Genomic DNA, 26,004 nt, shown 5'->3' on the forward strand with positions numbered 1-26,004 from the left:
GCCTACGATTTTCCCCAATCTAATCGTTCCGGATGGAACAGCTCTCTGTGAGCTGGGGCAAAAAAGGTAGACAGCTACAAACGCCAACGGCAGCCGCAAGGCTGCCGTTGGTATGTTAAAGACTTTTTATGCGTCTTATGCCAGTTTCACATGGTATTTTATTTACCCCAAACCCCTGAAGGGGCTTAGCTCCGCGATTTCAGACGTCTATCCTAGCAGCGCTAAGCTCCTTCAGGGGTTTGGGGTAATAATTAAAAACTATAGCGGGCTCCCAACTGAATCTGGTAAGGCTCGCCGGACGGGTTCACAATACCGGCTGTGTTAACCCGGTAATTGAACTGTTGCTTAGCCTGGTCAAACGCTGGCAGGGCTGGTGTTGAACCTGAGGCCGGAACGCCCAGCCCGTACAGTGCCTGCGTGCCCAGCGACCGGTTTACACCCCAGTTCCTGTTGAGCAGATTGGCAAAGTTGAATACGTCGGCTGATACCTCGATGTTGTGGTTTTTGTACAGTTTGAACCGCTTGCTGGCCCGAATATCAACTACCCCGTAGAAGCCGTTGATACCCCCATTCCGTTCGGCTATCTTGCCCGAGTAAGCGATGATGTAATCTTTGATGCTCTGGCTGGCATTCGGGTTATCCAGGATGGCCTGCAAACCTGCTTTTACGTTGGCCGGGGTGCTTTCTGCGTTCCGGTCGAAGATGAAGGCCAGGTCGTTTGTGCCCGATACAAAGTCGGCGTTGCTGTTAGCACCCGACAGCAGCGTGTACCGTGTTCCCCCGAGGCCCGAATAGCGTACCCCCAACGTGATGCCGTAGAAGCTCGGCAGCGTACCGAAAATGACTACTTTCCGGCGGAACTGATTGTCGGAGTACGTCATTTTGCTCAGGTTGCGCGGATCATCTTTCACAGGTAGTACCAGCGTAGCCGTATTCGCTACGTTACCGTTGTACGATACGTTGTCGCGGGTGTCGTTCCAGGTGTAGCTGGCGGTAATTTCGCCGTCGCGGAAATACCGGTACGTAGCGTCGGCAACCACCGCAAACTGGTTAACCTTGCCCTCGCTGTTCAGTTCCAGCACCCGGCCGAGGTTCTTGCTGATGCGACCCTGCTGCCAGTCGCCCGCTCCGTTGTTCGGCATTGAGGTCAGCGGTACATACACACCCCGGTTGTCTTCGTTGGCCAGGCGGAAGAACGGCTCAGCCACCATATTCCGATCGACGTACATGTAGTTGTTGCGGCCCAGGGTCATGAAGCCGGCCAGGCTAACCCGCAAATTATCGGTTACGTAACGCGTGTACGACAGGTTAGCCTTGTACATCATCGGCACTTTCGCGTTGGGGCCGGTCATGTTGATGGTCGGCACCTGGAAAGCAGCCAGGGAAGGAATGCTGGCGTAATTTGCCCGGTAGGCTGCGAAATCGGGCGTGGGTACGTTCGCCCCCCGAACGTCGACTGTGGCCAGGTGCTTACCGTCGAACGTCAGGTTGTTGATCAGCGCGTAATTGTTGATGTCGGAGGCAAAAATACCGGCACCGAAGCGGATGATGTCGCGACGCTGTTCGTTCAAATCCCAGGTCAACTGCAAACGCGGTTGAATGATCAACGACTTAAGCGGGTTGTCGGTCCGTAGGTTCAGTTCTTTCAAAACGAGCTCGTTCAGCGGAACCGTTGGGTAGTGGGCGTAGTCGAAGCGCAGGCCCGCGGTCATGTCCAGACCCGGGGCCAGCCTGGTGCTCATCTGGCCATAGGCACCGAGGTTCCAGATGCTGCTCCGTACGCTCCAGTCGGCCAGCAAAGGTACCTCGCGGTAATAGCGGTATGGCTGGAGCCGCTCAAATTTGTCCAGGGCCGAACCTGTGTTGTCAGTCGTATAATGGAAGCGGCCGTTCACTTCGCTGCCGTAGATCGACCATGAATTCGTGTACATCAGGTCAACGCCGAAGGTGTACTGTGCCTTGTCGGTGTTGTAATACAGGTTATTGACCAGTTGCAGTACGTTATTCTTGAAGCCTTCCTGCGCGAAGCGGTGGCCACCCATCTGGATGTTGGTTGTCCGGTTGTTACCGTCCGACAGGGTAGATGCGATGTTTTCAACAATGTTCCGGGGAATGTTTGCTTCCGGTAGCTGATCGCCGGGGCTACTCAACTGATACGTGTACAGGTGCTGGAGCTTCAGTTCGTTCGTTACACGCGGGTTGATCGACGTACGCAGCGTAGCAAGGAGGCTGTTGTCCCAGTTGTAATCATTGCCGTATGACTCGTACATATTGATGGTCGTGTTGTCGGCCAGCCCCAGCTTGTTCCGGTCGTTTGTGTAGTTGTTCCGGATGGTCAGCAGGTTTTTCTGGTTGATCTGCCAGTCAATCCGGGCGAAGGCCGCATCAGAACCACGGTTCTTGTCGAACGTACCGTACTGGGGCGTATTGGCAACGCCGTATTTGCTGCGGGCAATGCTCACGAAACGGTCGAGGGTAGCGCGGGTTACGTTGAAGCGGTTTTCATCGGCCGGCGACTGCACATCCGCGATGATCAGCGGGCGCGAATCCTGCTGGTGATCCCACACCACGAAGAAGTGCAGTTTATCCTTGATGATCGGACCCCCCAGCGAGAAACCGTACTGATTGGTCGAGAACTGGTTGTTACGCTTGTTTCCCCGGATGTCGTATGGGCTCGACAGCCAGTTGGCCCGTGTGTAGTTAAAGGCGCTGCCACTCAGCTTGTTCGTGCCTGCTTTGGTGACGGCGCTGATCAGACCACCACCGGCGCGGCCATACACTACGTCGTACTGGTTCGTGATAACTTTGAATTCCCGAACGGCTTCGATAGAGATCGAATACGGCGCACCGCTTCGGCTGGTGGTTGAACCGGCCGAGGTTGGGTTTTTGGCCGTCATTCCGTCGATGGTGAAGTTCGTTGAAGAACCAAGCTGACCCGACAGGTTGTTGCCCCGGCTCAACGGCGATAGGTCGGTCAGTGACGTAAAGTTCCGGCCGTTGACCGGCAGCGACGCGATTGATTTAGCCGTCACGACCGTAGCTGCGCCCAGGTTTTCAACCTTGTTTTTCAGCCCCGAGGCTACTACGTCCACTACCTGTAGCGTCTGGCCGTCGTCCTGCATGGACAGGTTTACCCGGATGGCATCGCCCAGGTTCAGCAGATACCCCGTCCGCTTCTGTTCGCCGTAACCAACGAAGGTTACCTGTACCGTGTAGGGCCCGCCAAGTGGCAACTCTTTGAACGAATACTCGCCCAGCGCGTTTGTGATCGTTCCGGTCGTGAAGCCGGTCGATTCGTTACGTACCTGGACGGTAGCGCCGGGCAGCGGGTTTTTCTGATTTTCCAGGACGACCCCCGATATAGAGGCCTGGGTGGTTTGTGCCCTAACGTGATGGATCGAAAGGCAGACCGTAAAGAAGAAAAGAATGGCAGAAAGTACTTTTTTTGACATGAAGCAATGGGTAAAATTTCCCAATGCAAAGAGAATAGCCCTATGTTACTTCGTTGTTAATAAATCATTACTTGTTTGTAACCATTGCTAAGCGTTAAACCGATTAATAGGTAAATTCAATGATTATTTTGGACGGCAATGCGCAAGGGGTGAGTCAGGTCTTCATTCATGTCTACTAAGTTCCGTTACGTCAGTAAACGTCGGCCACTGACTCAGGTAGTTTTTCTGCCCGAGTCAGTGGCCGACCGAACGCCTTTCATTAAAACAAGCGATACCCCAGCGAAACGGTAGCAATGCCGAGATAGCCCTTAATATTCTTGTTTTCGTAAACGCCCCCAACCGGCACGGCGTAGCGGGCATCAAGATCAATCCGGTTCAGGAGCGTATATCCCACACCAATTTCTCCGGCAAAGGTGAACGCTTTGACCTTTAGCTGCGCTTCCGTAGGGTTTTGCAGGTTAGGATTTTTCAGATCGGAAGTCGTTTCTGGTACCGTGATGGTAGCGCCCCCGATGGTTGCAGACGTATTGCGCTTCACTTCGGCGCGGGTTGTAAACAGAAGGTTCGGTCCGAGGTAGCCCCGAATCTTGCCATTAGCCCACCACCGACCGAGCAGAATCGGAATGTTGACCGACTGTAGCGTCGACTCCGACGTGATATTGACGGCCGTGGGTGTTTCGGCCGGAATGACCGACGGACGTGGCTGCCGGGCAATGGTAAACGCCAGCGCAGCCGGAACATTCAGGTTTGTTTTCTGCCTGAGCAGGAACGAGTTATAATCGACTTCTACCTGCACGAAAAACCGGTCGTAGTTTTTCCGGGCCCAGATGCCGAACGAATAGCCGGTTCCGATGCCATTGTTGTCGTTATTCAACTGTGGAATCGTTACGGAGGCCGTAGCCGAGGCCGGCACGGTCAGGGCTGGAATTCTCGTGTAACCATGCGTAAAGGTCGCTCCTCCTTTTACCCCAGCCTCAAACGGCTCCTGAGCCAGCACCATCGTTGAGCAGCAAACCAAAGCAAAAATAATGTGTACTTTTTTCATGTGTAAGCAGATTACTGGATGCTCGTCTTCGTGGTTGGATTTAGGTGAGGTCAGGTTCTGAACCTGACCTCACCTAAATCCAACCACGAAGACGTACTTAAAACATATGATTATTAAAAACGAGCCTGACGAGCAGATCAATGGATTAGTACCGTAAAAAGGTCCCAATTGTTATATAATTAAATTCAAATTAAGGCGTAAACAATCGTATGGTTCTTAGGTTGTGATAAGGGCAAATTCGACAATGGCGAGTTTGCGGGATACATGTTTCACAAAACCTCACAAAACCAATGGGTCTCTTATCATTCTTCAAAGGAGTAGGCGAAAAGATCTTCAACAAAGAGCAGGAAGCACCAGCCAATGATCCGGCTAAAGCGGAGCAGGTAGAACCACTGCGGGCCAGCGCTCTGCTCAATCACGTTAAGCAACTGGGCCTGGCGTACAACAAACTGACGATCAAAACCAAAGGCGATGCTGTAACGCTGGAGGGCGAAGTGAAGTCGCAGGAAGACGCTGAAAAAATTGCGCTGGCCGTTGGGAATGTGGAAGGGGTGCACACGGTTGACAACCAACTGCACGTAGTAACGCCGGCTCCTGAAGGGAAGTATTACACGGTGAAGGAGGGCGATACGTTGTCGAAAATCTCCAAGGAAGTGTATGGCGACCCGATGAAATATGGCATCATCTTCGAAGCGAACAAGCCCATGCTTAAAGATCCCGACCTTATTTATCCGAATCAGGTGCTGCGTATTCCGCAGTTGTAGTGGGTCTTGCCATATAGGGCCCGGTGCCTGGGGAAAGGGTGATGATCGACCCGCTGTCCAGGGCGCCGGGCCCTATGCTTGTGTTTCCGAACATTCGCGCTGACGACTCGTTTATTAAGCTAACCAACCAACGCATGAAAGATGGCTGTTCATTTATTATCTTTTTTAAGAGAGCAGTTTACGCCGTCGGTGATTGACCAGCTTAGCGGTGAGCTAAACGAAACGCCAGCTAATATCAAAAAAACTGTCGATGGGGCGCTGCCAACCCTGCTCGGGGGCTTGACCCGGCGGATACAGGCGTCGGGCGGTGCATCCGGCATCATCGACTTCCTGGAAAAGCGCGACTACGGCCGCACGCCACTGGCGGTGGCGCAGGTAACGGATACGCATCAGGAAACCGTCGATACAACCACGCAAGGACAGGACTTTCTGCGGCAGGTATTCGGCTCCAATCTCGATCGGGCCGTTGACGTACTCGGCCAGTATAGCGGTGTCAAACCCCTGTCAGCCCTGACGGTAATGAGCCTGGCCGGAACCGTGCTGATGGGAATTCTGGGTCGGCAGGAACAGGAAAAAGGTCTGACGGCGTCGAACCTAAGCACGCTGCTGCTTGGGCAGGCCGACGAGTTCCGTACCAGTCTGCCAAGAGGGCTGGAAAGCATCGCTACGCTACTCGGTTTCGACAAACTGCATACACCCGCCGGGCCTCAGACAGAGGTGCAGGGGGCGGATAATTTTACGAGCACGGTTATTAATCCCAACATCCCCAAAAGCCCTGAGGGCGACCGTCGGCGCGAAAACGTACGCTGGTTGCGCTGGGCAATGGTAGTGATGGGTGTGCTGGTGGTAGGTCTGATTGTGCAGAAATGCCGGGAGGATCAGGACGGTATCAACGGGGTTTATACCGACACGACGAGGGCCGTAGAACGGGATGCCGTTGAGGATACATCGGCGGCTACGAAGCAGAACATTCGGGGCGCAAACGGACAGGTATCCGATTCGACGGCTCCGGGGGCACTGGGCATCCGCGACGATGATACGAATGCTACCCGCCGTGAAGTCGACCTGCCGGGCGGACGAAGACTGAATCTAATCGAGGGGTCATTCAATGCTCAACTGGCGCAATTTTTAGCCGACCGGCCGACGGATCTGAATCGGACATTCACGTTTGAGAACCTGACCTTCGAGACCAACTCGGCGCGCATATCGGCAGAATCGAGGCCGAACGTGAACGATTTGATTCAAATCATGGAAGCGTATCCAGCGCTGCACATCCGCATTGAAGGGCATACCGATAACACCGGCAACGCAGTGGCTAACAAACAGCTATCGCTCGACCGGGCCAATGCCGTCAAATCGGCCATGACCGCGGCTGGTATTGAATCCAGTCGGATTACGACACAGGGCTTTGGGTCGACCAAACCTAAGGCCGACAATGACACACCCGAGGGCCGTGAGCAAAACCGGCGGATCGACGTAGTCGTTACCAAACTTTAATCAACGTTACTGAATCATGATACGCAACACACGGAGTCGAGTTCGGGCCGGGCTACTGGCTGGTCTGATTACCCTGTCCAGCACAGTATTCTACAACTGTTCGGGCGATAACAAAGAAAAGCAGGCTGAAAATGCAGCGGCTTCAGATACCACGATGGGCGTTATGGGCCGCCAGGGCGATACGACCATGTCGACCATGGAGGGTCCCATACAGGCACCGCCCGACAGTGCTTCGCAAGGCCCAACTGTTCCGGCCGAAGTGAAAGTAACGCCCAAGCAGTAGGCATTTGTGGGCATCCCGAAAAGGCAGGTCACAGAGACCTGCCTTTTTGCTATTTTTGCAGGCTTTACTTCGGGCAACTGTGCCTGCTATCTTCGTTTTTTATGTTTGTTGACGCCATTGAGCGCATTGATCCCTTTACCCGTCCTCTACATTCCATCGTTCGGCTGTATGGCCACAGCGACATCATTCCGGGCAGCGCTACCCTGTTTTTCGTAAACGAAGAAGGTTGCGCCGTTACGTGTAAACACGTAGCCGAACTAATTACCAACGCCGATGCTATTTACCAGAACCACCTGAATTTTCTGGCGGAACGTCGGGCCGTACAGCGGGAGAAAAACATCGCGCATCACCTGAGCCGTCTGGAAGAAAAGTACAAACTACGGCCCGAAACACTCGTACGGGTACGGAACAGTTTCGTCAACTGCGTGGATGTGTTCCGGGAGGTGAGCATTGACATGCATCCGACTCAGGATCTGGCTATTCTGCGTTTCAGAGGGTTTAATCGCACGCTGTACCGCTCCTACGCTACGTTTCTGCGCGACACCAGCCGCGTCAAGGTAGGCCGGAGTCTGTGTCGGCTGGGTTACCCTTTCCCCGATTTTACGAACTTTCGCTTCAACCCAACTACCGACGATATTGAATGGACAACCGAAGGGCGTACGGCTTCGCCCCGTTTTCCCATCGACGGTATCATTACCCGATTGCTGACCGAAAACGGCGAGGTGACGGCCATTGAAATGAGTACACCGGGGTTGCGGGGGCAGAGTGGGGGGCCACTGTTCGATACCAACGGGCTGATTTACGGCATGCAATCGGCTACAAGGCACCTGCACCTGGGCTTCGATATTGAGAACCGCGACGTACTGGTCAATGGCCGCATAACCCGCGTCTCCAACTATCCCTTCCTGAACGTAGGGCAGTGTGTCCACGTAGACGTAATCAAGCAGTTTCTCCGCGAGCGGGGCGTGAAATACTACGAAGGGTAATAGGCAAGCAACTAAAACTGTGGTCAAAAGAGCCAGGGTAAGTTATTACATCAGGCAAGATATGGGCATACATCCTTGACGAACAAGCGGGTTTCCATTACCTTTGCCCGTATGAGAATGGCTCCAATGCTGTAAGACTTCCCTTCCTGTTTGTCGCTCCGACAAACCGCCTTAGTTAAGGCCTGTTATCATATTACCCTTTTGTCAAATCAGTTGTCCGGGTGCAGGGCTTCCTGGCAGTGCTATTTCCTTTATCGGTACGCTACTGTCTGGAAGGCTAGTCGATGCCCGGCGCTGTAAATTCACCTATTCTTTCCCCGTATATCTCATGCCAGCCATACTAGGAGAAAAACAGATTGAACAATTCATCAGGGATGGATTTGTTCGTATTGATCAGGCGTTTTCCAGCCAACTTGCCGAGGAGGCACGAACCATTCTGTGGCAGGATATGGATTGTGATCCCCACGACCCGGCTACCTGGACCAGGCCGGTCATTCGGTTGGGTATGTACACGCAGACGCCCTTCGTCGAGGCCGCCAATACGTCCGTTTTGCACCAGGCCTTTACTCAACTGGTGGGACCGGAGCGGTGGTTACCCCCGAAAGCGATGGGTACGTTTCCGGTTCGTTTTCCATCCAGTGAGGAGCCCGGCGATGAAGGCTGGCACGTAGACGCCAGTTTTCCCGGCGCTGACCCCATGAACTACGTCGAGTGGCGTATCAATGTACGCTCGAAGGGTCGAGCACTGCTAATGCTGTTTCTGTTTTCGGACGTCAGCGACGTTGACGCACCCACGCGGATTCGGGTTGGCTCGCACAGGGACGTAGCGCGTTTGTTGCAGTCGGCCGGTGAGCAGGGCTTTTCGTTTATGGAACTGGCCGAAAGACTGGGTAGCCTGCCCAGCCGTGAAGAAATCCTGGCGACCGGTAAAGCCGGGACGGTGTACTTATGCCATCCCTTTCTGGTACATGCCGCTCAGGGGCATCGGGGTAACGAACCCCGGTTTCTGGCCCAGCCACCTTTATTGCTGAGCGATGAACTACGGCCGGAGGACGTAGCCGCACGTCGTTGGCCTGTTGAGGAGGCAATCTGGTTGGCCCTACGTGAGTAGCGTACCGTGCTGTAAGCGACCGTATGGAAGAGCAACAGGTCCCGAGTTGGTTGTCGGGACCTGTTGCACAATCCTGGTTAAGCAGTTGTCAGCTTACAAGGGAATCACAGGTAACGAGTCGCTTACCGTTTGGCCGCAGCGTGCTTGGACAGCAACTGCAAAGTATGCTCCAGCGATCGGGTGTCGCCCCACTCTTCGTGACCCGGCACCACAATCTTGGCGGTGCCAAACTGAGTTTTTACCCGCCGGATGGAGTTTGCCCATTCAGTCAGATTGGCATCTGCTACGTTTCCCATGCCGAACGCAGCAACGCTTTTGACAAAACAGCCTCCGTGCAGAATCTGCTCATCAGGCAGCCAAACTACGATGTTGTCGCTGGTATGACCTTCGCCGGGAAAATAACAGCGAATCGGTACCTGCCCGACCGTAAATGTGGTATCGTTCGGCAGGATGCCTTCGGGAGCCTCGTAGCCAAGTTTCACTGACTTCTGAGCGGTCAGCGGGGTGCTGATGACACGTACGCCCGCTTTTCGCATCTCGCTGATACCGCCCACGCGGTCTTCGTGTGCATGAGTGACGATGCAGAAACGAACCGGCTGGCGCAGATTATCGGCAACCCATTGCAGCAGTTGGCGGCTATTGTCGGTGTCGTCGTTTGTGTCCCAGCCTGTATCAACCAGTACAATGCCATCGCTTGTTTTGATGATCAGCCCGTTAGACGGAATCGAGTTGTTCTGGTACACCCCGTACGTTGTGTGGACGTACACCCGGTCGTTGAGCGGGGTAACCACGAGCTTCGGCTTTGCCGCAGGCTGAGCCCTGACAGAAACCGTCAGAAAGGCAACGAAAAAAAGGAGTGACAGAGCACGCATGGTTGGGGAGCGGTTTTCTACAACAGACCGAATACAATTGGGTGGATTTTACTGGTCTGTGTCTTACGGTTAATCAAGCCAATAAAGATAGTGGAAGGTAATGACATAGCAATTTACACTTAGCAGGTAGTCTCGCATACAGAATGCTCGCTAAACTGTGTCACAGGTTAAAATCACTAATAAACCATGAGCAGAATAAAACGAACGCTCATTAGCACACTGGCGCTTCTTCCACTTTTTATGGTTGGTTTGGCTTGTAACATGAATAACAGGTTTGTTTTCAATACTATTGGTTTTGAAAACGGCGGTGACAGTACTTCTGATTCGGCCAGTACGGCCAGCAATCGGTTGCGTATCAGGATTGAGGCTCGTACGTTTATGACTGCCGGTTTCGAGCTATTTCAGCAACAGCTCGACCAGTTCATCGCTCAGCTTGCCCGCTTTCTCTACGTAGGGGCCGCTGGTGAGAACGCCCAGGTTGATCCCGATAAAAACGTACAACTGCTTCGCCGGGAAATAATACAAGCCGCAACCCGCCCCGATGCCGGCACCGCCGTGGCCATATCCAACCTGACCGGAGTAGTTCACGTATTCGAGGCCCATACCATAAGCGGGCTGGTCGTCCTTGTCGTTGATCCAGCTCGTCATCTCCGTAAGGCTCTGAGCCGACACAACCTTGCCCTCGTTCAGGCCGCGCAAAAACTTGACGTAGTCAGTCGGTGAGCCAATAATGCCGTCATCGCCCTGCATACTGCCGACGTTGACCCGCTGCATCTGGGTTATATTCTCCAGTTTTCCGTCACCGAAGCGATCGAAGTAGCTGTCAACCAGATTTGGCTGATTCAGATACGTAGCGGAATTATGGTAGAAGGTTTGATGCAATCCTAACGGCTCCAGGATGCTTTGTTGAATCAAACGGGCATGATCGCCATGCACCTGATCGGCGATTAGGGCCAGCAGCAGATAGTTGGTGTTGGAGTAACGCGAGTAGCTACCCGGTTTAAAAAGCAATGGTTTCTTCTCAACGTAGGATAATAACTCCTCACGGGTGAAAGGCTTCAAGGGGTTTTGTAAGAGTGATGCCACGAAACTGGCGTCGTCGGTATAATCGGCAATGCCCGAGGTGTGGTTCAACAGCATCCGGACCGTAATCCTGTCGGCATCTGTGATGTTAGCCCTCACTCCTGGCGATAAATACCGGCTGATCGGAGCGTTAAGCTCAATCGTACCGCCCTCCACCAGTTTAAGTATCGCTGCGGCCGTATAGGTTTTGGCGACGCTTTGTCCGTACTGCAAGTGACAGACCTGCATGGGTGTTTTCGTTTCGATATTGGCGTAGCCCGATGCACCCGCCCAGTAACCTTCCTGCGCGCTGTAGACGGCTACGGCCACTCCGGGAATACCCTCTTTGGTGTAGCGGTCGAGCAGTTGCTGCACCGGCTGCCCTTTCGAATAATTCGTGTTTAATGGCGTAGCTTCCTGACAGGTAGCCGTCGCTACGTTCTGGTCAATAGGGTCACAGGCCAGCGCAAAGGCCAGCAAGGCCCCCAGTAAGAGGAGTGATTTCATGATGGATGTTCGATTAGTAGTTGAAGCGAATACGTGCCCCGGCCTGCAGCAGTTGGTTAGGCACCACGGGAACAGATGGGTTATAACCCGCCAGAGCAAAGAACTGATAGCCGACAAACGGAGATACCAGCGAGTTTTCGTTGTAACCAATGGATAGACCCAGCGGTACCATCAGCAGGCCTTTACCGCTTCGGCCAGTTGTCTGCCACTGACCCTCTTTCAGCGTTAGGGTAGTGTTGGGGTGAACTGTATAGTTCCAGCCTACGCCTGCTTTCAAGTCTGCATAAACCCGCCCGAAGTGAGGTCGGTAACCGGCCTGAGTGAAGATGAATAGTCCGTCACCCGCGTACCGGTTGCGGTAGTAGCCAGCCTGAAACGATTGGATTAGATTCCCCCGCTGGTTGTAGCGGTAGTCGGTGCCCAGCGCCAGACCGACGTTTGAGAATGCAGCTTTTACATCCTGAAACGGCAAGGCCAGCGAATGAAACTGCACGCTCACCATAAGTGGCCAGTTCGTATGCCCCGACTGAATGGGCTCTTTTGATAAGGTTTGCCCATGGCCCACCGACGTACTCAGCGCGGCCAGCCAGCTAAAAATCAATACTGTCTTCTTCATGTTGTTTTCCTGTTTGCCCGCAAAGGAAGAAGACAGCAAGGCCTTAGTGAAGCGCCGACAGCGGTTTTTCGGTGAGTTGTCGTGAAATAACCGCTGAAGTGTCGGTGCTGTCGTCGGGCGAAAACCACTTTTTGAACGCTACGGCTTTGGTGCGGCTAACCGCTACCTGATCCGCCAGGGCCGATCCGGTGTTCAAACGAACGCTGAGCTTGCCGTTTTCGAGTCGGGCAAAGCCGCTGATGCTCTGGCGATGCAGCAGGTACTGCCGGTTGAGTCGGAAGAACGACTGAGCCGGCAGTGCTTCCTCTAACTTATCCAGCGACTGATCGAGCACGTACCGCTTGGCCTGATCCGTAATCAGAATCGTGTACGCATCCTCTACGCAGAAACCAGCCATCTGCTCATACAGCACCAGCAGGCTTTGCCTGCCTGACCGAACAACCAGCCCCGGCTGCGGCTGACTGGCCACTGATAGCGGGGGGGCGTCCGGCTGACTCTCCTCAATTTGCTGTAGTTTGTAGTAGAAATACGCGCCAATATAGATGCCGTTGACGACCAGGATCCAGATGGAGATGATGAAGATGTCGTGGGTGTAGAAACGGCGGGGTACAGGTTTGTCGGTGGCGATGGCGTTAACCAACTCAGTGAGGGCGATGATGATGCCGATGCCAACCCCGACCGTCAGTGTGCATTGCAGCCCTACCCGCTTCCCAAGACTGCGCTCGTAGGGGAAGGGGCCATCCAGGTAGCGAATGATGGCACGAAACACCCACCAGGCCGCGTAGCCTTCTACCGTATCGATCACAAACGTCAGCGGCAGCAGCCAGCCGGGGGGGAAATGCGTGTACGTCAGGTAATACGTAACGACGTTGATACATGGTATGAGTATCAGAAACAGCCGGCGGTCGTGGAAAGCCTTCGTCATAGGTAGTGGCAGAGAACGGTACGGCAAAGTTGGGTGCTTTACGGCTCCGACCGACCAAAAATTGTATGAGAGGCTCTTCCGGACCCGTAATGGTACGTTAATCCGGAGGTCAGGCCGACACGTCATAATTCACACAGCAAACCTGCTGCATTTACCCCGATGCCGTTTATGTAGGCAGGAAGTACGTATTTTATTTCCTGGTTGTTTACGTTTTTTTAGACCGCATGTAGTTTTTGGGCCTTGGCGGCTACTAACTGGTAGGTTGCAGTACAAACCCCTAACGATCTGAACGATGGCCAACCAGTTTGAAAAACCATTTCTTGACGAGGTTAATGCCCACATAGGCATAGCCCATAAGGTTTGCCGGATGTACTGTCAAGATCCTGACGAGCGGGCCGATTTGCTACAAGAGATGCTGTATCAGCTTTGGAAAGCATACCCCGGTTTTGGTGGCCGCTCCAGCTTCACTACCTGGATGTACCGGGTCTGCCTGAATACGGCGCTGACCTGGTTTCGGAAATCTACCCGCAAAAACTGGGAAAGCCTTTCGCTCAGTCACCAGCAGATCCCTGAGCCACCTACTGGCCCCGAAGAAGAGCAACGTCAGGCACTTTTTCAGGCGATCGCCACTTTGTCGCCTTTAAATAAAGCCATTGTGCTCTTGTACCTGGATGAGGTAAGCTACGAGGAGATTGCCAGCATTACCGGCCTGACAAAATCCAATGTAAGCGTACGGTTAGTACGAATCAAAAAAGAGCTGGAATCACAACTGAAAAAACAAGCAAACTCTCCTGACAATGTCAACTCTTGAGCAATTGAAAAAACACTGGGAACAAGCCAACATGGCGCCCTCTGCTGTTGGAGAGGCATCGATCGACGAAGCCTCCCTCCGCAAAATCGTTACGACCAGAGTACGTAAGCATACGAAAGCAAGCTTTAACTACTTCTGGGCTTCCTTTACCCTGCAACTACTGGTCTATGCGTTGTTAAGCCACGTTATGATAAAATACTGGCCACAAACGGAGGTTCGCCTGCTGAGCCTGTTGGGCATCCTGCTATACATTCCTTTTACCATCGTACTGATGAACAAATTTAAGCGGGTCGCCAGGGGGCAGCTTAAGGGAAATCTGCCAGCCTCGGTCCACGACTACCTGTCGGAGCAATACCAGTTGCTGAACAGCTTTTTTAGCTTCAAGAAACGGTACGAGCTGATGCTCATTCCGATCAGCGCGGCCATAGGTGTTATTCTGGTCTTTATGTTGTATGTACCGGGAGGGGTGCAGGCCTATCCGCAAGGTGCGCTTATAACCTACGCCATTACGTTAGTATCCTGCTACGGCGCTATTCGTGCTGAAAACAGGAAAAGCTTTATCCTGCCGCTTCAGCAACTCAAGGCTCTGTTACGCGAGTATCAGGAGTGAAACGGATGGCAAGAGTGTTAAACGTATCGGTAAAAACAGCATGGGGTATCAAGTAATAACTCCTCCCTCTGCACTCCAACGCCACGTGCGATACTTCTGATTAAAACTCAGACCGGACGATCGCTACCGGCAACGTATGTCAGTGGCATTGATACGTAGCTTTCTCAATTGTCAGTCCGTCCCTATGATTGACAGTTCATACTGCCCCCGGCGCAGTTAGTTCCGGTTTAGCTTTGCCGGGGGGAGCAGGTGGTTCAACTTTGTGCCTGTTAGTTGTCCGTCATCAAACCAACAGGTACAATCGGTTATGAAAACCACCACCTTCCTCCAACAGCTTTCTACTGCTAAATTATTTGTATTCAGCCTGCTGGTGTGCCTGACCGCATGCCAGCAGGAAACGGTTCCGGGGCCACAGGGGCCAACGGGCCAGACAGGTGCCCAGGGTCCCAAGGGCGATCCGGGTCAGCAGGGCCCTAAGGGGGATCCGGGTACCGTCAACGCCTGGAGCTACGTGTACAAGGGCCAACGGTTTGGCGTCTGTTGCGACCCGGAGTATAACAGCCTTACGAAAATCTACACAACGTACGGGTATTTGTCGCTAACGCCGGAGAAGTACGCCGAAATCGCAGAGCAGGGCGCGGTGCTAGTATATCTGCGCGACGCGGTTAATAGCTGGACGCTGAATTCGGTGCGCTTCAATATCCTCGGTTCCGTTCCTACCGAGCCCGGCAGCGTGATCGAAACCACGGCGCAACTGCTACCCGATAAGGTTCGACTCGCGGCTAAATTAACGGGTCCGTACAAGTCAAATCAATCGCTGCTGAACTACCGGGCAGACGTTAAAATTATTCTGATCGCACCGACCAACACCGCGGCCATCACCCTGCGGAACGCGCCCGTAGACTGGCAGGATAGCCAGGCCGTCGAAGCGTATTTTCACGCCAACGCCACTCAGCCATGATGTAATGTGAATAATGGATGGCAGACAGCAGACATCCTTCACGCTTTTCGGCGCAGTTTAACAAGAGCGTAGCCAATCAGAGAAAGCCCAGTGAGCGATTCCAGGAGCAAAATAGGGTAAGAGTCGGCTGCCTTACTTACAATACCGGGAATCAGTCTTTCAACGTTACGTCTTCCAACGGAATGCGAAATAGACCGTCGCGGAAGCGGGCTACAGATGGCAGGCTGTTGAGTCGGCGGCCGACTTGATTCAGGTTCTCATCGAGATCAAACGAAAACCGCCCTTCGATGACATTCGACTGGCGATCATACCGCGTGATACGGACCCAGCCATGCCGACGCCCTCCGAATCGGTAGTTCTTTACAACGCCACCGCCGTTAATCAACAGCCAGTAGTTTGTACGCTCATCGTCAACGACCCGCCGTTTGTCGAGTTTGCTCAGCTTGAATTTCCCTTTTCTCAACGGAATGGTATAGAGGTGAAGGCGCTGGGTTGGAACGCAGTCACCGTTGCAGCCTGTGACGATTGGTGACCGATTAGCAGACGTATTGCCTGGATAACCAAGATCGGTTGTTATCTGCAGGTTAAACTGCCTAACCGACGTTGGAGCTTCACTCCGTTTGACTAACCGGAGTGCTTTACCGGTTGCAAACCAGGTAGAGTCACTGAGCATACCGACTACGTTGTGCCGGCTATCTGCCGGGAGGGTGGGTTGTCTCGCACACCCCGTGCAGAGTAGCAAAAGAGCCACGATCGTTCTCATTTTCTCTAACCTATTTTGAATTCCCTGACAAACACAATTGAGGTTTATAACTGAATGTTGAAGTAGCAAGCGATTATTCTCCCCAATGTAGTACAAAAATTACTTTAGCCCGTCCGACGAGAGTATGGAGAGTCACTAGTTCGTTTGCCGGTGTGGGAGGCCAGTCTAAAGTTTGGGCTACTCGACAGAACTACGGTACTTAGGCCGTATCTTTGGGGGGCCAACACTCGTTTTATGTCCCAACCTACAACCAGTACGGTTCAACAGAAAACGCTTACCGCCGATGCGGTTTCGTTACTTAAACGCCTGATCGCTACGCCGTCGTTCAGCCGGGAAGAGGCCCAGACGGCCACTCTGATCAATGACTTCTTTGTTCATCATCAGATTCCGGTTCAACGCCTGAAAAATAACCTATGGGCGTATAACCGCTATTTCGACCCGGCTAAACCGACGCTGCTGCTCAACTCGCATCACGACACGGTGAAGCCTAATAAATCATGGACACTCGACCCTTTTGAGCCCCTGGAGCGTGACGGCAAGCTGTACGGCCTGGGCTCCAACGACGCCGGTGGATGTCTGGTCTCCCTGCTGGCGACTTTCTGCTACTTCTACGACCGGCCCGACATGGCCTACAACATCGTGATGGCCGCTACCGCCGAGGAAGAAATTTCCGGTCGCGATGGATTGGAAATTGTTGCGCCCGAACTGCCGCCAATCAGTTTCGCCATCGTGGGCGAGCCGACCGAAATGCAACTGGCCATAGCCGAAAAGGGCCTGCTGGTGATTGATTGCACTGCCCACGGCCGGAGTGGTCATGCCGCCCGCGATGAAGGCGATAACGCCATCTACCGCGCCATTCGGGACATCAACTGGCTGACAACGTACCAGTTCCCGAAGGTTTCGCCGACGCTGGGGCCGATCAAAATGTCGGTGACGATCATCAATGCCGGTACGCAGCATAACGTCGTGCCGGACGCCTGTACCTTTACCGTCGATGTACGCGTGACAGAGCAGTACACGCTGGAAGACGTAATTGACACGATCCGGAATCATATCGAATCCGAGGTCAAGCCGCGCTCCATCCGGCTGAAGCCGTCGAGCATCCCGGCCGACCACCCGATTGTGCGGGCGGGGCTGGCGTTGGGTCGGCATACCTACGGCTCACCGACCACCTCCGATCAGGCCCTGCTCGACTGCCCGTCGCTTAAGTGTGGACCGGGACACTCAGGCCGGTCGCACTCGGCCGACGAGTTTATCTACCTCCACGAAATCGAAGCGGGAATCGATGGATACATCCGGATGCTGGAACAAGTGCTTTGACAAACGCTGAACGTATCGCTCCTTTAGAAAATCGGGTTACTTTTGCTGAAACTATCTACTTACTGTAACTAAAAGGAAACTATGATCAAGCAATTGTTGAGCGGTTTATTCAGTATTAATCTTCTGGCTGTTACCCTAGTTACCGCGCAACCAACCCCCACACCCCGTCAAATAGCCTGGCAGCAATCAGAAACTACTGCCTTTCTGCACTTTACCGTTAATACGTTCACCGATAAGGAATGGGGTGATGGAACAGAGACACCAGCGCAGTTTAACCCTACTAAACTTGACGCTAAGCAATGGATCAAATCGTTGAAGGAGGCCGGCTTTAAAACCGCTATCATTACGGCCAAACACCACGACGGCTTCTGTTTGTGGCCCTCAGCCTATACCGAACATTCAGTTAAAAGTAGCCCCTGGCGCGACGGTAAGGGCGATGTTGTTCGGGAGGTGGCCGATGCCTGCCGCGAATTTGGGGTGAAATTCGGCTTTTATCTCTCCCCCTGGGACCGACACGATCCGCGCTACGGAACGGCCGAATACAATGAACTTTATAAGAATCAGCTCCGCGAACTGCTGACTAACTACGGCGAAGTGGCCGAAGTGTGGTTCGACGGAGCCAAGGGCGAAAATGCCCGCGATATGGCCTACGATTTTGATGGATACTGGGCGCTGGTGCGCGAACTTCAGCCCAACGCAGTCATGTTTTCCGACGTAGGCCCGGATGTACGATGGGTCGGCAACGAAGCCGGTAACGCGGGCGAAACCTGCTGGTCAACCATCAATACTGACGGCATGGCCCCCGGAAAAGCCGATCCGAAATACCTGAACCAGGGCGATAAATACGGCAAACACTGGATTCCGGCCGAAACCGACGTATCTATCCGTCCGGGCTGGTTCTATCACCCTGCCGAGGATACCAAAGTCCGGTCGGCTCAGGATCTGGTCAACCTGTACTATCAGTCGGTGGGGCGTAACAGTTTGCTTTTGCTGAACGTACCACCCAACCGCGACGGACTGCTGTCGGAGCCGGACGTAGCCAGCCTGCGCGAGTTCCGGAGTATCCTCGACGAAACGTTTAAGACAAACTTTGTTAGCGGAAGCCCCAGCCTGACCGACGATCAGTTGAAAACGTACGTTACGTTGTCGACCAACCAGCCCGTTGAGATTGATCTGGGTCGGGAACAGACGTTCGATCGAATTGCTATCCAGGAAAACATCCTGAACGGTCAGCGGATTGCGAACGGGCAGATCGAGTACTGGACCAATGAAAGCTGGCAGCCCCTGAAGACCTTTACGACCGTGGGGTACAAGCGGTTACTGCGATTCGCCCCTGTGAAAAGCCGGAAAATCCGCCTGACTGTGCTGGACGCTACCGGCCCGGTTCAACTGGCTGAAGCGGGTGTGTACAAAGCCTCCCCGCGCGAATAGCTCGTTAACAAAACCAATACGCCATCAGTTAGCCAACCATCAACTCTTTCAATCAATCGTATTTATGCTGTACCCGCTTACCTTCGAGCCGATCTTCAAAGACAAAATCTGGGGTGGTCAAAAGATTAACACAATTCTGGGAAAAGACTTTTCGCCCCTGCCCAACTGCGGTGAAACCTGGGAGGTTTCGGGGGTAGATGGTAATATTTCGGTGGTAGCCGAGGGAGCGCTGAAAGGAAAGAACCTGAAGGAACTCGTAGGGGAGTACAAAGAGGAACTGGTTGGCAAACACGTGTATGAGCAATTTGGCGATACGTTCCCGCTGCTGGTGAAGTTCATCGACGCCAACGACGACCTGTCTATTCAGGTACACCCGAACGACGAACTGGCGAAAGAGCGGCACAATAGTTTCGGCAAGACCGAGATGTGGTACATTCTCGAAGCCGACGAAGGAGCGAAGCTGAATTCGGGTTTCAACCGGGAGGTGACGAAAGACGAATACGTAAAAGCCGTGGCCGACAATACGTTGACGGACATCCTGAATATGGAGGACGTGCACGCGGGCGACGTGTTTTTCTTACCGGCCGGCCGGGTTCACTACATTGGTAAGGGTATCCTGCTGGCCGAAATTCAGCAGACGTCCGACATTACGTACCGCATCTACGACTTCGACCGTACCGACGATAAAGGCCAGAAGCGCGAACTCCACACGGAACTGGCTGTCGACGCGATCAACTATCAGCACTACGACGACTACAAGACCCGGTACGAGAAGAAACGCAACGAGAGCGTCAATGCCGTCACGAGCGACTACTTCGTCACGAACGTACTGAACTTCGATCAGGAGGTTTTGCACGACTACACGCACGTTGACTCCTTTGTGATTCTGGTCTGCGTAGCCGGTGCACTGACGGTACAAACCGAGGGCGGTTACAACGTACCGCTGACGATGGGGCAGTGTGCGCTGATTCCGGCGTCGATTAACTCGGTGACGCTCGTGCCGGATGGCGACATGACCGTACTGGAATCCTACGTACCGTAGCTTTTTGTAATCCTGAAATATTACCCCAAACCCCTGAAGGGGCTTAGCGCTGCTAATGCCAGAATCTTGAAGTGGCAGCGCTAAGCCCCTTCAGGGGTTTGGGGTACGGGTCTGTCTCTCCGGTTTGGGGTAAACACAGCATCAATACAAATACTGTTATCATCAGGGATTGGACGGACTGCGCTCAAATTCGGTCAGGATGGTAGGAGGGGGCTGGTTGCGTATCCGATCATTGAGGAGCTGCACTGTCTGGAGCTGGACCCGATTGGCGTGGATACGCAACCCATGACCGAATGTAAGGCCCGCCAGCGACCCCCACACCAATGGCGAGTTCAGCGTAGCTGAGCGCCCGTTTGCCCGTTGAATACCGAACAGCATGATGCGAGGCAACAAAAAGCTGATGCTGAGGGTATTGATGAGTCCGGCGATGTATTCGACCCGCCGGTTGTATTGCAGGCCATCTTTTACATCCTGGTTGCCGAGCCGATCGGCCAGTTTTGTCAGTTGCCCGCCCGGATGGAGCTGAATCCCCCGGTACGTATAGCGGTTGCTTAACCCCCGGCGTACAACGCTTATCGTATCAGCCAGCGACAACGGGCGAACCTGGAACCCTCTGTCGAACAGGGGCGCGTAGTAATCGGCCGATTGACCCCGGAGAAACTGATTATGCGACCGTACGGCTTTTTCGTACTGGCGGGCGCGTTGTCCGGTCACGATCAACGAGCCATAGAAAAGCCCGACCCCGCCCAGCATCATCGACAGGTTTGTTTCGGGACGGTGCAGGGGTGTAAACAATCCGCCCATGAAAAGCCCATAACCGGCTGCATTCATACCGACGTTCACGTGTTGAGCCTGCTGCCCCCGCCGAACGTACTTCCGGGTGGCAGGGTTGGTCGATTGGCGGAGGAGGGGCCGCAGTTGCATATCCGACAAGCCACTGGCGTAGTGATAGTCGTAGCTGCGCCGGAACGATAAAAAAGCTTGTTGTTTAGTAAGATGGATGGTATCCGCCAGGGGCAGCGAATCCATCTGCGCCAGTACTCGTTGTTCCGGCCCCACACCCAACAGCATCAACACAAAGAGAGCACGTAGCAGATGCTTCATACGGTAATCGTCTGATGAAGAAAAGTCTAACCAGACGTTAAGATACCAAATACCAGCGATTTTATAACCAGGGCTTTTGGGATTGCTTAGTTGACAAATCGGCTGATCGTTCTACGACGTACAACGAGTCTCTGCTCTGTTGGTATTATCGAAAGGCCGTGTTCAGATGCTGTTTGCCACCAGCTATGCTTTTCCGCAACGAATTCCGCAGGAGCGTAATGCCCGTACCCGGCTTGCGCCAGTTTTCCATCATGTCGCGGTATTTGGGGTTCACCGGCTGGAAGTATGATCCCAGCAGAATATCCTCGTCGCCATCCTGATCGACGTCCCCGGCGTCCATCGTCAGCCAGCGCCCGCGACCGGCATTGGCGAATGTTCGGGGCCGGAAGCTGAGCTTACCTTCATTCTCGAAATAGACAAACCCCTGATTAGGCTGCTGCGTAAAATCCGGGAAATAAGCAATGGCCGCGAGATCAATGTCGCCGTCCTGGTCAAAGTCGCGGGCTATAACCTGACTGGCACCGTGCATCGGATAAAACCAGGCTTGTTTAAAGCGGAACTGACCGTTGTTCAGAAAGATACGGACCCCGTGGTATGCTTTCGGTACGATCGAATAATCAGCGTTGTCGCCGTTGGTGTACACCAGGTCCTCGTCGCCGTCGCGGTCAACATCGGATAGAGTTACGTAGCTGGAGCCATAGATCGGCGGAAACCGAAGCACGGTTTCTTTCCGAAAAAAGCCATTGCGCAGGTTGTAGAACACGGCCACCTGCTCGTCGCCCTGCGTCAGCAACGCTACAATATCGGGCCACTGATCGCCGTCTACGTCGCGGATAATGGTCTGGCGGGCACCCGGTACGGCCTCAATTACGTGCGCTTTATACCCCGACGATAGCTGTTCATGCCAGGTCAGTTGCCCGAGGTAATGCCCAAACTGACAGATCACTACGTCTTCGCGCCCGTCGCGGTTCAGGTCGGCAAAGGCCGCGTGTACGGGCCGCTGCAGGGTCTGGATGCGGGACGTAGCCGGTTGCCGGGGATTCGGCAGGTGAAGCCACTCGCCGGTCTGCTGGTCGTTGGGGTCCATCAGGCCGATGGCGAGCAGGTCGAGGCTACCGTCGCGGTTCGTGCGCAAACCGACAGGCGGACTGCCGACCCGGACCGTATCCAGTCGCTCCAGCCGGTCATTGAATGCATAGAGGTGGCCCGACCGGTCACCAGCCCAGATGCGATGCGACAGCGAGTCATACTGAAGCAGTGTAACCATACCATTGAGCGTGCCGGTTGGGGTCTGCACCAGAAAGAGGGGGAGTTCAGCCTGAACAGGACGGTGGGCGGGCTGGGGGCGGGGCGTATCCGGCGCTTCGGTCTGGTAGTAGGCTACAATCTTTTGCCAGTCGGAGGGGTGAATCACCGGCGTTGTTGGAAAAAGCCCGGAAGCGATCACGCGTTGCTGTTCGGCCGGATCGGCGATCGTCGAATAAAAAGCCATCTGCTCGGTAGAAACCCCAAGCCGTACGGCCATGTTGGGCAAAACCCCCTGCTGCCAGGTTGCCTTATCGAGCAGCGACGGATCGGGAAACTGATGGCAGCTACTGCAATGGGCCTGCGCCAATTGTTGGCCTGTCAACTGAGTAGCTTTGGGCGTGGCCGTTTCGGAGGCCGACGACGACCGACAGGCCATCATTCCGGTCTGTATGAGCAGCGTAGTAATCAGAATAGCAAGAAGACGCAGAGACGACATTTAACAAATGTAACAGTTTTGAGCCGTTAGAGCGAAAAGCGATCACAGCAGCCGCTATCAGACTATCGGTAAACACGAACTAAAACCATGAACATGAGCGATCACCGCTGCCACTGACATAGACTGTAAGGGGCACGATCGAACAGACAAGGCGGATCAAGTCTTGACTAAACGAAAAATAGTGAAGCAGTAACCATGACCAAGTGATAGTCTCAACGTCTATATACTTGAGTAACATTACTGCACTTTAGTTGTATCACTTATCATGCAAACGTATACTATACTGATTCGACCAATCAGCACTACGTCAACCCACAAATGGCAATCATTCGACCAGCTTACGGCTGTCAACCTGGAGGAAGCTACTCAATCAATGGAGCGGAAAAAGCAGTGGGAAAAGTGGCCCCTTGATGAGTATTGTCTTGTGTCCAGCGTTGAGTATAAGACATTGCTCAAACGGGGAGAAATAATCGACTGACAACAGACTAGCTTACATCGGGCGGAGGACTACGCATAATAAATACGCGTGCCGATTTTTGGGAATATGTTGACTTATGGCCTTTTTACATACAGTTTTACATACTACCATTCGTACCTCCGTGAAAAAGTATTTACTGATAATGAGCTGTCTGGTGGCAGTTCCTGCGCTTCTGTTCGCGCAAACCGATGCCGATCAGGCCGTAATTGATTCCATCAACCGTACGTTTACCTACCAGACGGGCGTCATCGCGCTTAAAAACGGCATGGCGAAGCTGACAGTCCCCAAGGGATTCAAGTTTCTGGATGCCGATCAGAGCCGCCGGGTGCTGGTCGATCTATGGGGTAACCCAGCCGATGTATCCTCCTCTACGCAGGGTATGCTGTTTCCGGAGCAGGGCGGACCACTGGCCGAGCAGTCGTGGGCGTTCAACGTCACCTACGACGAGATGGGCTACGTGAAGGATGAAGACGCTGATGAAATTGACTACAACGACCTACTGAAAGACATGCAGGAAGGCACGGAAGAAGAAAGTGCCGACCGCGTAAAAAATGGCTATCAGTCCATTGCACTCGTCGGCTGGGCATCGCCCCCGTTCTACGACAAAGAACATAAGGTGTTGCACTGGGCCAAGGAAATCAAATTCGGCGACAGTGCTACGGTCAATACGCTCAACTACGACGTACGGATTCTGGGTCGCAAAGGCGTTATCAGCCTGAATGCCATCGCCGGTATGAACGAACTGGCGGCTGTGAAGCAGCAGATTCCGGGCGTAATTGGCAGCGTAGCGTTTGAATCCGGAAATAAATACACCGATTTCGATCCGAAGCTGGACGAGGTAGCGGCTGTCGGGATCGGCGGGCTGGTGGCTGGAAAAGTGCTGGCCAAAGTCGGGTTCTTTGCCCTGATTGCCAAGTTCTGGAAGCTGATTCTGATCGGTGTTGCCGGAGGGTTATCGGCTTTGCGTAAGCTGTTGGGTGGTAAAAAAGTAGTGGATGAACCAGCAGGAGAAGTTTCGTAATTGACTGGTTCTGTTACGAAACCGGTCAGAAAGCCGGGTGCTGTCGCAAGAGGATGGCATCCGGCTTTTTGTTTTATGCCGCCTTTGCCCAAACTTGCGTTTGTATAGCCACCAAAACCCACCTGTCGCGGTATGAACTGTTTTGTCGGGGTCGACATCGGAACCACGAATGTCAAAGCCCTCGCCATGTCGGCGGATTTGAGCCGGATTGTTGCCCATGCGTCATCAACCGTTACTACCCTTACTCCCGAACCGGGATATGCTGAACAGGACCCTGATGAAATCTGGCAGGCATTGAGCCGGGTGATGGCGGAAGTAAGCCGCGAAGTGGACGCCGATGGCAGCACCATCACACACGTAGCGTTTAGCTCAGCCATGCACAGTTTACTGGCTATGGATGTTGACGGACAGCCCCTCAGCAAGGCCATTGTCTGGTCCGACAACCGCGCCGAAGCCCAGGCCGACGACCTTCGGAAAGGGCCTGATAAACTCGGTCAGTTCCTCTATCAGCAGACGGGGGTGCCTGTTCATCCCATGTTACCCCTCTGTAAGCTGGCGTGGCTGCGCGAAAACGACCCCAGGTTGCTTCGTCGGTCGGCTCATGTTGGGTCTATCAAGGAGTTTTTGTGGTTTCGGTTGACCGGTACGTTTGAGGTTGACTACTCCATTGCCACGGCCAGTGGCCTGTTCAATGCCACCAGTCGACAATGGAGCGAGGAAGCTATGCAGTTTGCGGGAGTTCGGCCGGACCAGCTATCGGCGCTGGTACCTACTACGCACCGCCGGCCATTGCAATCCAATACCTGGACATCGGCGCTGGGTTTGCCGGTGGGTGTTGAGTTGCTGATTGGGGCCTCGGATGGCTGTCTGGCTAATCTGGGAGCCGGGGCCGTAGCTACTGGTATCACTACGCTGACCATTGGCACCAGCGGAGCCATTCGCCAGACGGTTCGGCAACCGTTGCGCGACCCGCAGGGCCGACTGTTCTGCTACATATTAGACGAAGGCTACTACGTAGTCGGCGGGCCGACCAACAACGGTGGGAATGTACTGGAGTGGCTTTCAGAGCGGTTCATGCGCCAGGAGACCGAGGCTGTACTGACGCAGGCGGAGGAGGTAGCAGCCGGAGCTGATGGGTTGCTCTTTCTGCCGTACCTCCAGGGCGAACGTGCTCCCCTCTGGGATGCCCACGCGCGCGGAGCGTATCTGCACGTCGACTGGCAGCACACGCAGGCCCATTTCGTGCGGGCAGCACTGGAAGGTGTTCTGCTGAATTTGCTGACCATCAATGAGCTGCTGGCTACGAAGATCGGCGCTACGCGGGTTATTCACGCCAACGGAGGCTTTGCCCAGTCGGCCTTCTGGGTGCAGATGCTGGCCGATATGGCGGGGGTTCCCGTGCGGCTCAACGCCAGTAACGAGAGTGGCGCTATCGGGGCCATCCTCCTGACCATGAAAGCCGTCGGATTGGTCAAGTCACTGGACGAAGCCGCCGAGCGGGTCGAATTTGGCGTTACGTTCGAGCCTAACGCATCCCGGCACCGCCTGTACCGGGACGTTCTCCGACGCTTTCAGGAAGCGATCGAAACGGTGGAGTAG

Annotated in this window: 23 protein-coding genes; 14 read left to right on the forward strand and 9 right to left on the reverse strand. The window is 53.9% G+C overall.

Going from position 1 to position 26,004, the window contains the following annotated elements:
* Positions 1-251: 251 nt before the first annotated feature.
* Positions 252-3,452: a TonB-dependent receptor gene (locus BN8_RS00890; protein WP_009279873.1), complete on the reverse strand. Its 3,201-nt coding sequence runs from the start codon at positions 3,450-3,452 to the stop codon at positions 252-254.
* A gap of 259 nt (positions 3,453-3,711) precedes the next feature.
* On the reverse strand, positions 3,712-4,497 hold the full coding sequence (locus tag BN8_RS00895) for an outer membrane beta-barrel protein (protein WP_009279874.1): 786 nt from the start codon (positions 4,495-4,497) through the stop codon (positions 3,712-3,714).
* Positions 4,498-4,787: 290 nt separating this feature from the next.
* Here BN8_RS00895 and lysM point away from each other — a divergent pair, with 290 nt between their 5' ends.
* The 5 genes from lysM (at position 4,788) to BN8_RS00920 (ending at position 9,138) form a co-directional block, all read left to right on the forward strand.
* A complete protein-coding gene (lysM, locus tag BN8_RS00900) occupies positions 4,788-5,261 on the forward strand; it encodes a peptidoglycan-binding protein LysM (RefSeq protein ID WP_009279875.1) in 474 nt (157 codons plus the stop codon).
* A 141-nt stretch (positions 5,262-5,402) separates the two neighbouring features.
* Positions 5,403-6,758: an OmpA family protein gene (locus BN8_RS00905; RefSeq protein WP_009279876.1), complete on the forward strand. Its 1,356-nt coding sequence runs from the start codon at positions 5,403-5,405 to the stop codon at positions 6,756-6,758.
* 16 nt (positions 6,759-6,774) lie between these two features.
* Entirely contained in the window at positions 6,775-7,041 is a 267-nt protein-coding gene (locus BN8_RS00910) for a hypothetical protein (protein WP_009279877.1), read from the forward strand.
* 101 nt (positions 7,042-7,142) lie between these two features.
* Positions 7,143-8,027 carry a trypsin-like peptidase domain-containing protein gene (locus tag BN8_RS00915; protein WP_009279878.1) on the forward strand — a complete coding sequence of 295 codons (885 nt, stop codon included), beginning with the start codon at positions 7,143-7,145 and terminating at the stop codon, positions 8,025-8,027.
* A 328-nt stretch (positions 8,028-8,355) separates the two neighbouring features.
* Positions 8,356-9,138, forward strand: coding sequence for a phytanoyl-CoA dioxygenase family protein (locus tag BN8_RS00920; protein WP_009279879.1), 783 nt, complete (start codon positions 8,356-8,358; stop codon positions 9,136-9,138).
* A 122-nt stretch (positions 9,139-9,260) separates the two neighbouring features.
* Here BN8_RS00920 and bla read toward each other — a convergent pair whose 3' ends face one another.
* The 4 genes from bla to BN8_RS31450 form a co-directional block, all read right to left on the reverse strand.
* Positions 9,261-10,010 (reverse strand): subclass B1 metallo-beta-lactamase, encoded by a 750-nt coding sequence (gene bla, locus BN8_RS00925; RefSeq protein WP_009279880.1) that lies wholly within the window; start codon positions 10,008-10,010, stop codon positions 9,261-9,263.
* Between the two features lie 396 nt (positions 10,011-10,406).
* The gene (locus BN8_RS00930) at positions 10,407-11,579 is read right to left on the reverse strand and encodes a serine hydrolase domain-containing protein (protein ID WP_009279882.1); all 1,173 of its coding nucleotides are present in this window, start codon (positions 11,577-11,579) and stop codon (positions 10,407-10,409) included.
* A gap of 13 nt (positions 11,580-11,592) precedes the next feature.
* Positions 11,593-12,195 carry a hypothetical protein gene (locus tag BN8_RS00935; protein ID WP_009279883.1) on the reverse strand — a complete coding sequence of 201 codons (603 nt, stop codon included), beginning with the start codon at positions 12,193-12,195 and terminating at the stop codon, positions 11,593-11,595.
* Between the two features lie 43 nt (positions 12,196-12,238).
* Positions 12,239-13,120, reverse strand: coding sequence for a LytR/AlgR family response regulator transcription factor (locus tag BN8_RS31450; RefSeq protein ID WP_051040976.1), 882 nt, complete (start codon positions 13,118-13,120; stop codon positions 12,239-12,241).
* A gap of 292 nt (positions 13,121-13,412) precedes the next feature.
* On the opposite strand from BN8_RS31450, the gene BN8_RS00945 reads away from it, so the two are divergent.
* The 3 genes from BN8_RS00945 (at position 13,413) to BN8_RS33490 (ending at position 15,502) form a co-directional block, all read left to right on the forward strand.
* Positions 13,413-13,931: an RNA polymerase sigma factor gene (locus BN8_RS00945; RefSeq protein ID WP_040005210.1), complete on the forward strand. Its 519-nt coding sequence runs from the start codon at positions 13,413-13,415 to the stop codon at positions 13,929-13,931.
* Positions 13,918-14,541, forward strand: a complete 624-nt coding sequence (locus tag BN8_RS00950; RefSeq protein ID WP_009279887.1) for a hypothetical protein — start codon at positions 13,918-13,920, stop codon at positions 14,539-14,541. The genes BN8_RS00945 and BN8_RS00950 overlap by 14 nt, the downstream gene beginning before the upstream one ends.
* Positions 14,542-14,848: 307 nt before the next feature.
* On the forward strand, positions 14,849-15,502 hold the full coding sequence (locus BN8_RS33490) for a collagen-like triple helix repeat-containing protein (RefSeq protein WP_009279888.1): 654 nt from the start codon (positions 14,849-14,851) through the stop codon (positions 15,500-15,502).
* 151 nt (positions 15,503-15,653) lie between these two features.
* On the opposite strand, the gene BN8_RS00960 is transcribed toward BN8_RS33490, so the two are convergent.
* Positions 15,654-16,175, reverse strand: a complete 522-nt coding sequence (locus BN8_RS00960; protein WP_040005211.1) for a hypothetical protein — start codon at positions 16,173-16,175, stop codon at positions 15,654-15,656.
* Between the two features lie 324 nt (positions 16,176-16,499).
* On the opposite strand from BN8_RS00960, the gene BN8_RS00965 reads away from it, so the two are divergent.
* The 3 genes from BN8_RS00965 (at position 16,500) to BN8_RS00975 (ending at position 20,058) form a co-directional block, all read left to right on the forward strand.
* Positions 16,500-17,585, forward strand: a complete 1,086-nt coding sequence (locus tag BN8_RS00965) for a M20 family metallo-hydrolase (protein WP_009279890.1) — start codon at positions 16,500-16,502, stop codon at positions 17,583-17,585.
* A gap of 81 nt (positions 17,586-17,666) precedes the next feature.
* The gene (locus tag BN8_RS00970) at positions 17,667-19,016 is read left to right on the forward strand and encodes an alpha-L-fucosidase (protein ID WP_009279891.1); all 1,350 of its coding nucleotides are present in this window, start codon (positions 17,667-17,669) and stop codon (positions 19,014-19,016) included.
* Between the two features lie 64 nt (positions 19,017-19,080).
* Positions 19,081-20,058, forward strand: coding sequence for a type I phosphomannose isomerase catalytic subunit (locus BN8_RS00975; protein ID WP_009279892.1), 978 nt, complete (start codon positions 19,081-19,083; stop codon positions 20,056-20,058).
* A gap of 162 nt (positions 20,059-20,220) precedes the next feature.
* Here BN8_RS00975 and BN8_RS00980 read toward each other — a convergent pair whose 3' ends face one another.
* The gene (locus BN8_RS00980) at positions 20,221-21,162 is read right to left on the reverse strand and encodes a hypothetical protein (RefSeq protein WP_009279893.1); all 942 of its coding nucleotides are present in this window, start codon (positions 21,160-21,162) and stop codon (positions 20,221-20,223) included.
* Between the two features lie 145 nt (positions 21,163-21,307).
* Complete coding sequence (locus tag BN8_RS00985; protein ID WP_009279894.1) at positions 21,308-22,906, reverse strand: FG-GAP repeat domain-containing protein; 1,599 nt, start codon at positions 22,904-22,906, stop codon at positions 21,308-21,310.
* A 265-nt stretch (positions 22,907-23,171) separates the two neighbouring features.
* Here BN8_RS00985 and BN8_RS00990 point away from each other — a divergent pair, with 265 nt between their 5' ends.
* The 3 genes from BN8_RS00990 to BN8_RS01000 all read left to right on the forward strand — a co-directional run bounded on the left by BN8_RS00990 (position 23,172) and on the right by BN8_RS01000 (position 26,004).
* Positions 23,172-23,384: a hypothetical protein gene (locus BN8_RS00990; RefSeq protein ID WP_009279895.1), complete on the forward strand. Its 213-nt coding sequence runs from the start codon at positions 23,172-23,174 to the stop codon at positions 23,382-23,384.
* Between the two features lie 121 nt (positions 23,385-23,505).
* Positions 23,506-24,405, forward strand: coding sequence for a DUF2167 domain-containing protein (locus BN8_RS00995; RefSeq protein WP_202806382.1), 900 nt, complete (start codon positions 23,506-23,508; stop codon positions 24,403-24,405).
* A 132-nt stretch (positions 24,406-24,537) separates the two neighbouring features.
* Positions 24,538-26,004, forward strand: a complete 1,467-nt coding sequence (locus tag BN8_RS01000; RefSeq protein WP_009279897.1) for a gluconokinase — start codon at positions 24,538-24,540, stop codon at positions 26,002-26,004.

The organism is Fibrisoma limi BUZ 3 (assembly GCF_000296815.2).
GTDB classification, from domain to species: domain Bacteria; phylum Bacteroidota; class Bacteroidia; order Cytophagales; family Spirosomataceae; genus Fibrisoma; species Fibrisoma limi.